Raw genomic sequence first — 12,122 nt, forward strand, 5'->3', positions numbered from 1 at the left:
TGCCCGCGGCATCGAGCCGCGTGCCGCCTCGAGCGGGCCGGCTTGGGGCGGCCCGGCGCTCGGCCCGGAATCCTGCGCCACCTGGGTTGGCTGACGTGCTCCACGCCGCAGGCTGAACGATGTTCAGCCCGCCCGCCTCCGCCGCGCTGCTGGAACTCATCGGCGACCCGGTGCTGACGTTGCGCGCCGACCTGTCCGCGCTGCGCGCCAACCCGGCCGCACGCGAGTGGCTGGGGGGGGACGCCATCCAGGGCTGGCGGCTGCTGCGCCAGGCCGCCGGCAGCCGGCTGGAGACCTGGCTGCGCGACGCGACCCATGCCGTGGACACAGGCCGCCAGCCGCCACCGGCGCCGCCGCTGAAGCTGGCCGATGGCCAGCGCGTCTCGCTGCACCTGCTGCGCGACCGCCCCAACTGGCTGCTGCACGCGCGGCTCAGCACCTCGGACGTCGGCGAGCCGCCGCTGGTGGAGTGGCTGGCGCTGTCACCGCAGCCCGCCGCGCTGGCCGACGCCGGCAGCGGCGCACTGCTGCGCCGCAACGCCGCGTTCGACGCGCTGTGCCCGGGCTCGCCGCGCCACCTCAACGATCTGCCCGACCTGCTGCAGGCACTGCTGGGCTGGCACCGCGGCGCGCCGCTGCCGGCGCTGGCCGCGCAGCGGCTGCAGGACCCGCCGCTGCTGACCGAGGCCGAGTTCGTCGACCCGCTGGGCCGCCACCGCTGGCTGCAGGCGCGGCTGCGGCTGTGGCGGCACGACGGACGCGCGCTGCTGCTGGTGCTGCTGGAAGACCACAGCATCGAGCACGAGCGCGACCTCGCCCACCACCAGCTCGACGCGCTGATGGACACCGCCGCCGTCGGCCTGGCCACCTTCCAGCCGGAGGCCGGCTGGCTCAAGACCCACGCGCGCAAGGGCTCGCCGTTCAAGGCAGGGCCGAAGCAGCCGGTCGCGTCGCTGCAGGGCATCAGCCGCGACATCGTCGAGCCCGCGTCGCTGCCCGAGTTCGAGCGCCTGCAGCGCGCGCTGAAGAAAGGCGACGTCGTCGAGGTGCGCTACGCCGTGCGCCACCCCGAGCTGGGCAGGCGCTGGCTGCTGACGCGCGTGGCGCCGGGGCTGCTGGCCGGCGGGCGGCGCTCGACGTCGGTCGTCACGCTGGACGTCACCGCCCAGGCCCAGGCCGAGAACGCGCTGCTGCTGCGCGCCGAGAGCGAACGCGCCGTGCTCGACTCGGTGCTGGTGGGCATCGTCACCGTAGGGCCGGACGGAATCGAGTGGATGAACCGCTCGGCGCGGCGCATGTTCGGCTGCGAGCTGGAGGACGTGCTGGGCCGGCCCATGGGCGTGCTGGCGCCGGACGATGACGATCACGCCTTCCACGCCGAACCCGGCAGCGACGTCTTCGAATGCCGGCTGCGCGGGCGCGACGGGCGCGAGTTCTGGGTCATCGGCAACGCCGTGCAGACGCCGCGCGAGGACGGTCCGGGCGTCACGAACTGGCAGACGACCTACGCGCTGCTGGACATCGACCGCCGCCGCCAGGCTGAGGCGCAGAGCCGGCTGGCGCAGGCTTCGCTGGCGCGCATCATCGAAGGCGCGCCGCTGGCCATCACCCTGCATGAGGCGCAGAGCCTGCGCATCGTCAAGCTCAACCAGGCCGCCACCGCGCTGGCCGGCCGGCCCGAGAACGCGCTGCTGGGCGGCACGCCATCCCAGCTGTTCGGTGACGAGCAGGGCGCGCGCGTCGTGGCCGACATGCGCGAGGCGCTGGAATCGCAGGCCGTCGTGCAGCGCGAGTACCACGTGCCGGCCGGCGGCACCACGCGCATCTGGGACACCCGGCTGCTGCACCTCGCCGGCGTCGGCGGCGACGACACACCAGAACTGCTGCTGCTGGTCGCCAGCGACGTCACCGAGCAGCGCGCCGCAGAGCAGGCGCGGCTGCAGGCCGCCATCTCGCAGCGCGAGCTGCTGGTGCGCGAGGTGCACCACCGCATCAAGAACAACCTGCAGGGCGTGGCCGGGCTGCTGCAGCAGATCGCCGTGCGCCGGCCCGAGGTCGCGCCGGTACTCAAGGAGGCCGTGGGCCAGGTGCAGGCCATCGCGCAGGTCTACGGCCTGCAGGTGGGCGCGACCGGCCCGCTGGTGCTCAAGCGCGTGTTCGACGCAATCGTCGGCTCCGTGCAACGCATGCAGGGCCGCGTCATCACGACGGCTGCCGAGGGCGGTGCGCTGCTGGAGGACTGGTGCCTGCCCGAGGCCGAGGCCATCCCCATAGCGTTGAGCCTGAACGAGCTGCTGGGCAACGCGCTGCGCCACAGCCACGACGCGCAGGTGCGCTGCCAGCTCATCTGCGACACCGCCGGCGTGACGGTGGAGATCGTCAACCCCGGGCAGCTGCCGGATGGCTTCCTGCTGCAGAGCGTGAAGAGCGGCGTGTCGGGCCTGGGCTTGGTGCGCGCGCTGCTGCCGCGGCGCAGCGCCATCCTCAGCCTGGAGCAGCAGGGCGGCGACGTCGTTTGCCGTCTGGAATTGATTCCGCCAAGCGTGGTTCACAATCCGGCCATAAAACCAAGTTCTTAATGGTCGAACGAGGGGCGCGGTGAGCAAGGGCAAGATCCTGGTCGTCGATGACGACCGACTGGTATTGGCGACGCTGAGCTACGGGCTCACGCAGGCCGGCTTTGAGGTCATCGACGCCGACAACGGCGACGACGCCATCCTGCTGGCCCGGGAACACCGGCCCGAGCTCGCGCTGCTGGACATCCGCATGGAAGGCCTGACCGGCTTCGACGTGGCGGCCTACCTGCGCGAATACCTGCAGACGCCGTTCATGTTCCTGTCCGCGTTCGCCGACGAGGCGACGGTAGCCAAGGTCAAGGAGCTCGGCGCCGTCGCCTACCTCGTCAAGCCGCTGGACATCTCGCAGATCGTGCCAGCCGTGGAGGCCGCATTTGCACGGGCCGGCGCCACCGCGCCGGTGCCCGCGCCGGCGCCGGCCGCCGCCGCGCCTTCCGAGCTGCCGCACGCGCTGGACCCGACCGCACTGGCCGTGGGCGTGCTGATGCACCGCTACTCGCTGCCGCGCGATGAGGCGCTGACGCGGCTGATGAGCCTGGCCGCCGCCGACGGCCACAGCCTGCCGGAGCAGGCGCGGCGCATCGTCGACGCCGTGGAGTTGCTGGCTCGCCCCGGCGCCAGATAGGCCCCTCGCCCAGTCCTGCGCCGCTGAACGCGGGCAGGCCTGGTCGGCCCCCCGAGGGGACGGCGATGCTTGCGGCATCGAGCCGCAAGCACATCGCCATGGCGGGCCGGCTTGGGAGCGGCCCGGCGCTCGGCCCGCGACTCAGGCGTCAGCCCAAGGTGAAATAGAAGCGGGAACCCTCGCCGACCGCGGACTCGGCCCAGATGTCGCCACCGTGGCGACGCACGATGCGGCGCACCAGCGCCAGGCCGACGCCGGTGCCCTGGAAGTCGCTGGCGCTGTGCAGGCGCTGGAACACGCCGAACAGCCGCTCGGCAAAGCGCATGTCGAAGCCGGCGCCGTTGTCCGACACGACGAAGGCACGCCGCCCTCCCTGCTCGCAGCTCGCGAAGCGGATGCGCGCGCAGTCGACCTTGGCGCTGTACTTCCACGCATTGCCCAGCAGGTTCTCCAGCACCATGCGCAGCAGCGTCGGGTCGCCCTGCACCACCAGGTCGGGCTCGATGTCCAGTTCCAGCTCTCGCTGCGGCATACCGCGGCGCAGTTCTTCCATCACATAGCCCGCCTGCTGAGACAGGTTGACCGGCTGGCAGGCCAGCGGTCGCGTGGACAGCTGGCTCAGCGACAGCAGCGCGTCGATCATGCTGTTCATGCGCGCCGCGGCACTCATGACGCGGTCCAGGTGGTCGTTGCCGACGCGGTCCAGCCGCGCGCCGTAGTCTTCCTTCAGGATGCGGGCGAAACCCTCGACGACGCGCAGCGGGGCACGCAGGTCGTGCGACACCGTGTAGCTGAAGGACTCCTGCTCGACCGCCAGATCCTGCGGCGCCGGAGCCGCTGCCGGTGCAGCCACCTCATCAGGCCGCGCGGTACCGACATAGCCGGCGAAATGCCCCTGCGAATCGATGCAAGGCAGCCCGCGCAGCCGCCAGCGCGTGGTGCCGTCGACGGCGGGGACGAGCAATTCGGTGAACGGCTGTTGGGCCTGCACGCGCTCGCGCAGCTCCTGCCCCGGCTCGGTCGGCGCAAAACGCTCCCACAGCAGCTGCGTGTTCAGGCTGGCGCCCACCCAGCTGGACGCCGGCCCGCCCTGCGGCGCCTGCCAGCGCACCAGGCGGTGCGTCGCGTCGGTGGCCCATTGCCAGTCGCGCTGCAGCTGCGCCTGCATCAGCAGTTGCTGGCGCGCCTCGCGCAGCGGTTCGGCCAGGCGCTGGCGAGTCAGCCGCACGCCGGCATGCCAGCCAAGCGCCGCCGCCACGAGCACCATGACACCGGTGAAGAATGCCGTCAGCACGAGAGCCGCATGCACGAGGCCGACCTCGCCGCCCCACACCCGCATCAGCGCCAGCACCACCAGCGCGCCGAGCACCAGCATCAGCAGCGCGGCACCGGCCAGCCCCGCCACCACCAGCCGCATCGACGGTCGCCTCTCCAGGCGGCGCGATAGCGCGCTGTGGTCGCTCAGGCTGTTCATGCGAGAGATTGTAGGCAGCGGCCCGCCACGCCCGTGTGCATATGCACCACGGTGTTTGCCCCGCCGAATCTGTGCATTCCTTCGCGTCGCCCCCCCCACCTGCCCGCGATACATTTGCGGGATACCCCGTGTCCAGTTCCCCATGACCGCCCAACCACCCGCAGCCCTGCTCGATCCCGAGGCGATACGACGCCTTCGCGAGCTCGACCCGAGCGGCGGCAACAAGCTGCTGGAACGCGTCGTGGCCGCCTTCGGCAGCTCGCTGGAACGGCTGCTGCCCGACCTGGCCCGGGCGCGCGAGGGCGACGTGCTGGATCTCGTCGCCATCCGCCACGTCAGCCACACCCTGAAGTCGTCGTCCGCCAGCCTCGGCGCGATGGCACTGTCGGCGCGTTGCGCTGACATTGAAACCCTGGCCCGCGAAGGCCGCAGCGAGGGCATGCAGGAACAGTTGGACGCTATGCTCCAGGACATCCAACAGGTACGTGCGGCCCTCGCCGCGCTGCTTTGACACCCAGCCTCATGCTGCCCACCGGTCAAGCCCTCGACGATCTGCCGTCAAGCCCGCGCGTGCTGCTGGTGGATGACGACGAGGTCAACCTGCTGCTGACAGCTGCCGCGCTGCGCGAGCGCGGTTTCGAAGTGACCGAGGCAGCGAGCGGCAGCGCGGCACTGGCCCAGCTGTCCGTGCGTGCGCCCGACGTCGTCGTGCTGGACGCGCTGATGCCCGAGCTGGACGGCTTCGAGACCTGCTCGCTGCTGCGCGCCACGCCCGGCTTCGAATCCCTGCCCGTGCTGATGCTGACCGGCCTGGACGACGAGGCCTCCATCAACCGTGCCTACCAGGCCGGTGCCACGGACTTCTTCGTCAAGTCGTCGCAATGGAGCCTGCTGGACGGACGGCTGCGCTACCTGCTGCGCAGCTCGCGCACCCGTCACGAGCTGGAGCGCAGCAAGGCCAAGCTGGCCCGTGCGCAGGATCTGGCGCGCATGGGCAGCTTCGAATGGCGCCGCGACGTGCCCGGCAGCTTCGCAATCTCCGCCGAGGGCCTGCGCGTGTTCGGCCGCGGCCCGCAGGACCGGCTGGACTTCCTCAGCGTGCTGCGCATGGTGCCGTCGGACGACCGCCATGTGTTCCTGCGCCTGCTGCGCGACGTCATCGCCCACACCTCGGTCCTCATCACCGACCTGCCGCTGACGCTGCCCGATGGCCGCCAGCGCGTCGTGCACATCGAGGCCGAGCCCGAGTTCAGCGATCAGGGCGTCGTCAGCGGCTACACCGGCATCCTGCAGGACGTGACCGACCGCCGCCAGGCCGAGGACCGCATCCGCCAGCTGGCGCACTTCGACGCCCTCACCGGCCTGCCCAACCGCCGCCAGCTGATCTGGCGCGTCGAGCGCGCCATCGAGAGCGCGCGCCGCGGCGGCCACGAGGTGGGGCTGCTGCTGATCGACCTGGACCGCTTCAAGGTCATCAACGACACGCTGGGCCATGCGGCCGGCGACGAGCTGCTGATCGAGGTCGGCCGGCGCCTGCGCAGCTGCGTGCGCCACTCCGACCAGATCATGGAAGGCGTGCTCGAAGGCCTGGGCAACCGCAGCCACCGCGGCCTGGAGGCCGTCGGCCGGCTGGGCGGCGACGAGTTCGTCGCGCTGCTGCCCGAAGTGACCGACGAGCGCGATGCCGAGCGCGTCGCCCAGCGCGTGCTGGATGCCCTGCGCGAACCCATCTTCGTCGGCGGCCAGGAATGCTTCGTCACGGCCAGCGTCGGCATCGCCATCTACCCGCGCGACGGCCAGACCATGGCCGACCTGCTGCGCAACTCCGACGTGGCGATGTACGCGGTCAAGAGCCAGGGCCGCAATGCCTCTGCCGTCTACTCGCCGCAGCTTGCCGGCCACGGCAAGCAGAAGCTGGAGCTGGAGTCGGCGCTGCACAAGGCGCTGGAACGCAACGAGATCGTGCTGCACTACCAGCCCAAGATCGACGTGCGCGCCGCCCGCATGGTGGGCGCCGAGGCACTGATGCGCTGGCAGCGCGGCAACGTGCTGGTGCCGCCGGCCGACTTCATCCCGCTGGCGGAAGAGACCGGCCTCATCGTGCCGCTGTCCGAATGGGCACTGAAGGAAGCCGCGCGCCAGGCCAAGCTGTGGTCGCTGCAGTTCGGCTTTGCCGACTCCATCGCCGTCAACCTGCCCAGCCGGCTGTTCGAGCGCACCGATCTCGTCGAGCACATCCACCAGTGCGTCAGCGCCTACGGCGTGCCGCACCGGTCCATCCAGCTCGAGATCACCGAGAACAACCTGATGAAAGACCTGCAGAACGTCATCCCGTCTCTGCACCGCCTGAACGAAGTGGGTGTCGAGATCTCCATCGACGACTTCGGCACCGGCTATTCATCGCTGGCCTACCTGACCACGCTGCCCATCTCCGAGGTCAAGGTGGACCGCACCTTCGTGCGCGACCTGGGCATCACGCCGCAGAGTTCGGCCGTCGTCACGGCCATCATCGCGCTGGCACGGGCTCTGGGGCTGCGCGTCATCGCCGAGGGCGTGGAGACGCTGCGCCAGATGGAAGTGCTGCACCGCCTGGGCTGCTCGCTGATGCAGGGCTTCCTGTTCAGCAAGGCCCTGCCCGCCGACGAGCTGGAGCGCTGGATCGCCCAGACCGTGCTGCCACGCAAGGCACCCTGGATCACACAGGCCGACGGCACCGCGGACATCGCCCGCGGCCAACGCTAACAAAACCCCGACTCACCGATGCGCTCTACCCTTGCGCCAGCCCAGCTCGCCAAGGCGGCGCTGCAACGCCTGGCCCAGGCCCGGCTGGAACCCACGCCCGAGAACTACGCCCGCGCCTACGCCATCGAGGCCGGCGGCGAACCCGCCGCGCCCACCAACGGCGCGGTGCCAGAGAAGCTGCAGCAGCTGATGTTCCGGCTCATCAGCCTGGCGCTGCCGTCCGGCGCCACGCGCCAGGAACTGCAGACGGCGCTGCGCGAGCAGCGGCTGGACGAGCTGCAACGCCAGGTCGACCGGCTGCTGGACACGGCGGGCCCCGGCGCGCAGGCGGAGGCGCTGGCGCAGGCCATCGAACGCCTCGTGCGCGGGCTGGAGCGCGGCGGCCGGCACTGGACGCTGGCGCGCAAGAAGGACGGCATCAACCGCGTGCTGGAGCTCAGCCGCGCCGACAGCAGCAAGCTCGTCAAGCGCCTGTCGCAGCTCATCGCCAGCTGGGACAAGGACGGCGACGGCAGCGAGGTCGAGACCGATGACGACGGCGGCACGCCCAGCCAGCTGTTCGCCGACAGCGCGTTCATGGACTCGGACTTCCGCGACAGCGGCGGCCTGAGCGAGCCCGGCCGCCCCGCCACGCCTGACATGCCTGCCGCCGACTTCGGCCCCTGGCGCGAGGTCAGCGGGGAGCTCAACGGCACCGTGCGGCATGCGCTGCGCTCGGCGCAGACCGAGGCCACGCCGGCCGACACGCTGATGCGCGACCTGGAGGCCGCGCAGGAGGAAATCCGGCGCGACGGCGCCAGCCCCGAGCGCGCCGCGCAGATGGCCGCGCTGTGCCTGCGCGCCCGCCACCTGCTGGACCATCGCCGCCACCTGTTCGACGAGCTGGGTGGCCTGTGCCGCGAGCTGTCGTCCAGCCTCGTGGACCTGGCCGAGGACGACTCCTGGGCACGCGGCCAGGCCGAGGCCATGAACAACACGCTGACCCAGGGCCTGTCGGGCCGCGGCGTGCGCACCGTGTCCGAACTGCTGGCCGGCACGCGCGACCGCCAGCGCACCCTGCGCGACGAGCGCTCCAAGGCGCGCGATGCGCTCAAGGGCCTGATCCAGCGCATGCTGTCCGAGCTGGGCGAGCTGGGCCAGCACACCGACCGCTTCCAGAACAGCGTGGGCCGCTACGCCGACGCCATCGAGCGGGCGGACTCGCTGGAGAGCCTGGCCGGCACCGTGCGCGAAATGGTGGAAGAAAGCCGCAGCGTGCAGGGCCTCGTCGCCCAGACGCAGCAGCGGCTGACGCTGGAGCATGACCGCGCCACTGCGCTAACGCAGCGCGTCGAAGAGCTGGAAGGCGAGCTGCGCCGGCTGTCCAACGAGGTGCACACCGACCAGCTCACGCAGGTGGCCAACCGCCGCGGCCTGATCCAGGCCTTCGGCATCGTGCAGGCCAAGGCCGAGCGCGAGGCCACGCGCGTGGCGCTGGCGCTGCTGGACATCGACAACTTCAAGAAGCTCAACGACAGCCTGGGCCACCACGCCGGCGACATCGCGCTGAAGTCGCTGGCCGAGCGCACCCAGGCCTCGCTGCGCCCCGGCGACATGGTGGCGCGCTACGGCGGCGAGGAGTTCGTGCTGATGCTGCCCAACACGCCGCTGGACGAAGCGCAGGCAGTGCTGGTGCGGCTGCAGCGCTCGCTGTCGTCGGCGCTGTTCAACCACGACGGCAAGGACGTGTTCGTGACCTTCTCGGCCGGCGTCACGCTGTACCGGCCCGGCGAGACGCTGGAAGCCGCGCTGGACCGCGCCGACGCGGCGCTGTACGAAGCCAAGCACACGGGCAAGAACCGGGCTTGCATCGCCGAATGACACGCGGCGGGCCAGGCTGGCTGCAGCCCGCCGGCCTGCTGGCCGCGCTGCTGACGATGCCGGGCGCCGCGCACGCCCAGGCCGCCGCGGCCACGGTGCCACTGTGCTTCACCGATTTCCCGCCCTACGTCAGCGCCGACCTGCCGGACGGCGGCAGCCTGGGCGCGCTGGCGCGGCGCGCCTTCACGGCCGCGGGGCTGGCGGTACAGGCCATCAAGGCGCCCTGGGCGCGCGCCTACACGATGGCTCGCAACGGCGAATGCCTGCTGATGGCCGTGTGGCGCAATGACGAGCGGGATGCGCTGCTGCGCTACTCGCTGCCGGTGGCGCGCATGCAGCTGGGCTTCTTCGTGCGCGCCGATCGCGGCACCGAGCCGCTGGCCGCGGACGCGCAGGTCGCCGTGGAACGAGGCTCCTACCTGCCGCCCGAGCTGACCACCGGCAGCTACCGGCTCAACCCCGTCGTCGACCGGCGTCCGGCACTGCAGATGCTGAAGCTGGGCCGCGTCGACGCCGTGTTCTCCGAGCGCGCGTCCTTCGAGTACCTGCTGGCAGGCGACGCCGTGACCGAGGTGCGCTGGCTGGCGCCGGCGGTGGAGCTGAAGACGACCTACATGGCCCTCAGCAAGGCCCATCCGCAGGCGGATGCGTGGCTGGAACTGTTGAACCGCGAGATCAGGCTGTCGGTGAAGAACTGAGCGTCAGAAGTTGAACGCCAGCCGCAGCCCGCCCCAATGCCGGCCATTGACCAGGATGGGTGCCGTCGCCTCCTTGAGCACGACGAAGCGGCCGCCGCCCATGTCGCGGCGATAGGTCTGCAGCAGGAAGGGCCGGGTGTTGCGCGCCGAGGCCAGGCCGGTGCGGTCGTTGAAGATGCGGCGGTAGCGGCTGTTGGCCGTGTTCCACACCGTGTCGCCCGGGCGCTGGGGCTGGCAGTACTTGCGGTTGTGGGTGGCGATGTAGCCGTTGCGGTCGGCCGCGATGCAGAAAACGATCTTGTCGCTGAAGCCCAGCGCCTTCTCCTGCACGGCCGGGAACAGCTTGTCACCGAGCTGGCAGAAGCGCGTCGTGTGCTGCTGCGGGTTGGTGCCTTCTATGGGGCGGTATTGCTCGTCGAAGAGGTCGGCCTCGCTGATCTGGCCGCCGCGCAGCGCGTCTTCCAGCAGCGCGCCGATCTCGGCCGCAGCCGACTGCGCGGTGCGGATGAAGGGCATGTCGTCGACCTCGACGCCGCTCTCGGCGATCTGCTCGATGAGCTCCTCGGACATGCGCAGGAAGCGGTCGCTGCCGTCGAACGCGACCTTGAGGCCATGGGTGGCTTCGGACACCTCGCGCTCCAGTTCGTGTGCGCGCTCGTTGAGCAGGCCCATCTGCTGGCCGCTTTCGGCGGCGGACGCCGAAATGCGCTGCACGTCCTGCTCCACCTCGCTGAACGCGGCGTGGATCTGGCTGGGCTTGGCCGCGTTCTCGGTCAGCTCGGTGCTGAAACGGTCGATGCGGTCCTGCAGCGTCGCGATGGCGGTGACGATGGCCTTGGACGACGACTCCACCTGACCAGCCAGCGCCTTGACGGCCTCGGCGACGACGGCGAAGCCGCGGCCGGCATCGCCCGCATGCTTGGCCTCGACGGCCGCGTTGAACGCGACAAGGCGCGTCTGCAAGGAAATCTTGGTGATCTCGGCCGCGGCGTCCGACACCTGCACCAGCGTGGCCGACATGCCCACCACCTCGCCGCCAACGACGCCCAGCGCACCGCGCGCGCGCTGCACAGCCGCCGCGCTCTGGGCGGTGGCGGTGGCGATGGAGCGTTGCGCTTCGCCGATCTGGTTGAGCTGCAGGGCCAGCGCCTGCATGGCCTGGCTCTGGGCCTGCACAACACGCTGTGTGTCTTCGAGCGCACCGCGCACCTCGGCGGCATCCTTGCCCACCGTGGAGATTGACCGGGCCAGGCGCTTGACGACGTTCAGCGCGGCACCATCCTCGCGCCGGGTCGGCTCTTCACGCGACGCGGCGGCAGTCGCAGCGGTCGCCACCGTCGGATACCCGGCCTTCTTCCATCCGAACATGCGCTTGTCCCCTGCTTATGAGCTGGGGCAGCTGCCGTCGGCGTGCCCCGCGATTTACCAGTCGCGCAGCTTAACGCGCAACCTTGCGATGGACTGACTGTGCAGTTGACAGACGCGCGACTCCGTGACCTTGAGCACGGCCGCAATCTCCTTGAGATTCATGTCGTGCTCGTAGTACATGCTCATCACAAACTGCTCGCGCTCGGGCAGGTTCTTGATGGCGGCCACCAGCGCCTCGCGCATGCGGTGGTCCTGCAGCAGCGCGACGGGGTTGCTGGCCTCGTCGGCCACATGGCGGTCGAGGTAGTCCTCGTCGCCCTCGTCGCCGGACATGTCTTCCAGGTAGACCAGCTGCGTGCCACGCACCTTGCCCAGCAGCTCCTGGTACTCGGCCAACGGCAGGCCCATCTCGGCAGCGATCTCGGCCTCGTGGGGCGCTCGGCCCAGGCGCTGCTCGACCTTGTGCACCGCCGCCTCGATCTCGCGCTGCTGGCGGCGCGTGCCGCGGCTCATCCAGTCGCCGCCGCGCAGCTCGTCGAGCATGGCGCCGCGGATGCGCTGCGTCGCGAAGGTCTCGAACTGCACGCCCTGCCCTGCGTCAAAGCGCGACAGCGCGTCGGTCAGGCCGATGAGGCCAACCTGGATGAGGTCATCCACCTCGACGTTGGCCGGCAGCTTGGCAATCATCTGGTGCGCCAGGCGTCGCACCAGCGGGCTGTACTGCTTGATCAGCGTGCTGTTGTCGAGGCGGCCTTTGGGCGTGTACATGGTGAACTCCG

General features: G+C 70.8%; 9 protein-coding genes. 6 read left to right on the forward strand and 3 right to left on the reverse strand.

What is annotated here, in order from left to right:
* Window positions 1–119: 119 nt before the first annotated feature.
* A complete protein-coding gene (locus AC1Q7O_RS19890) occupies window positions 120–2,579 on the forward strand; it encodes a sensor histidine kinase (protein ID WP_492657631.1) in 2,460 nt (819 codons plus the stop codon).
* A gap of 19 nt (window positions 2,580–2,598) precedes the next feature.
* Window positions 2,599–3,201, forward strand: coding sequence for a response regulator (locus tag AC1Q7O_RS19895; protein ID WP_492657632.1), 603 nt, complete (start codon window positions 2,599–2,601; stop codon window positions 3,199–3,201).
* 148 nt (window positions 3,202–3,349) lie between these two features.
* On the opposite strand, the gene AC1Q7O_RS19900 is transcribed toward AC1Q7O_RS19895, so the two are convergent.
* Window positions 3,350–4,675, reverse strand: coding sequence for a sensor histidine kinase (locus AC1Q7O_RS19900; RefSeq protein WP_492657633.1), 1,326 nt, complete (start codon window positions 4,673–4,675; stop codon window positions 3,350–3,352).
* Window positions 4,676–4,817: 142 nt separating this feature from the next.
* Here AC1Q7O_RS19900 and AC1Q7O_RS19905 point away from each other — a divergent pair, with 142 nt between their 5' ends.
* From AC1Q7O_RS19905 to AC1Q7O_RS19920, 4 genes are read left to right on the forward strand one after another with little or no spacing between them, the layout of a single operon-like run.
* Window positions 4,818–5,186: an Hpt domain-containing protein gene (locus tag AC1Q7O_RS19905; protein WP_492657634.1), complete on the forward strand. Its 369-nt coding sequence runs from the start codon at window positions 4,818–4,820 to the stop codon at window positions 5,184–5,186.
* An 11-nt stretch (window positions 5,187–5,197) separates the two neighbouring features.
* On the forward strand, window positions 5,198–7,417 hold the full coding sequence (locus AC1Q7O_RS19910; protein ID WP_492657635.1) for a putative bifunctional diguanylate cyclase/phosphodiesterase: 2,220 nt from the start codon (window positions 5,198–5,200) through the stop codon (window positions 7,415–7,417).
* An 18-nt stretch (window positions 7,418–7,435) separates the two neighbouring features.
* On the forward strand, window positions 7,436–9,277 hold the full coding sequence (locus tag AC1Q7O_RS19915; RefSeq protein ID WP_492657636.1) for a GGDEF domain-containing protein: 1,842 nt from the start codon (window positions 7,436–7,438) through the stop codon (window positions 9,275–9,277).
* Window positions 9,274–9,975: a substrate-binding periplasmic protein gene (locus AC1Q7O_RS19920; RefSeq protein ID WP_492657637.1), complete on the forward strand. Its 702-nt coding sequence runs from the start codon at window positions 9,274–9,276 to the stop codon at window positions 9,973–9,975. The genes AC1Q7O_RS19915 and AC1Q7O_RS19920 overlap by 4 nt, the downstream gene beginning before the upstream one ends.
* 3 nt (window positions 9,976–9,978) lie before the next feature.
* Here AC1Q7O_RS19920 and AC1Q7O_RS19925 read toward each other — a convergent pair whose 3' ends face one another.
* Both AC1Q7O_RS19925 and AC1Q7O_RS19930 read right to left on the reverse strand, forming a co-directional pair.
* Entirely contained in the window at window positions 9,979–11,343 is a 1,365-nt protein-coding gene (locus AC1Q7O_RS19925; protein ID WP_492657638.1) for a methyl-accepting chemotaxis protein, read from the reverse strand.
* A gap of 54 nt (window positions 11,344–11,397) precedes the next feature.
* The gene (locus AC1Q7O_RS19930; protein ID WP_492657639.1) at window positions 11,398–12,111 is read right to left on the reverse strand and encodes an RNA polymerase sigma factor FliA; all 714 of its coding nucleotides are present in this window, start codon (window positions 12,109–12,111) and stop codon (window positions 11,398–11,400) included.
* Between the last annotated feature and the right edge of the window lie 11 nt (window positions 12,112–12,122).

The organism is Roseateles sp. GW823-FHT07B05, assembly GCF_058794515.1.

Coding starts and splice junctions, on each gene's coding strand:
- AC1Q7O_RS19930 (WP_492657639.1), bottom strand. CDS start 12,111: ATGTACACGCCCAAAGGCCGCCTCGACAACAGCACGCTGATCAAGCAG.
- AC1Q7O_RS19905 (WP_492657634.1), top strand. CDS start 4,818: ATGACCGCCCAACCACCCGCAGCCCTGCTCGATCCCGAGGCGATACGA.
- AC1Q7O_RS19925 (WP_492657638.1), bottom strand. CDS start 11,343: ATGTTCGGATGGAAGAAGGCCGGGTATCCGACGGTGGCGACCGCTGCG.
- AC1Q7O_RS19900 (WP_492657633.1), bottom strand. CDS start 4,675: ATGAACAGCCTGAGCGACCACAGCGCGCTATCGCGCCGCCTGGAGAGG.
- AC1Q7O_RS19910 (WP_492657635.1), top strand. CDS start 5,198: ATGCTGCCCACCGGTCAAGCCCTCGACGATCTGCCGTCAAGCCCGCGC.
- AC1Q7O_RS19920 (WP_492657637.1), top strand. CDS start 9,274: ATGACACGCGGCGGGCCAGGCTGGCTGCAGCCCGCCGGCCTGCTGGCC.
- AC1Q7O_RS19890 (WP_492657631.1), top strand. CDS start 120: ATGTTCAGCCCGCCCGCCTCCGCCGCGCTGCTGGAACTCATCGGCGAC.
- AC1Q7O_RS19915 (WP_492657636.1), top strand. CDS start 7,436: ATGCGCTCTACCCTTGCGCCAGCCCAGCTCGCCAAGGCGGCGCTGCAA.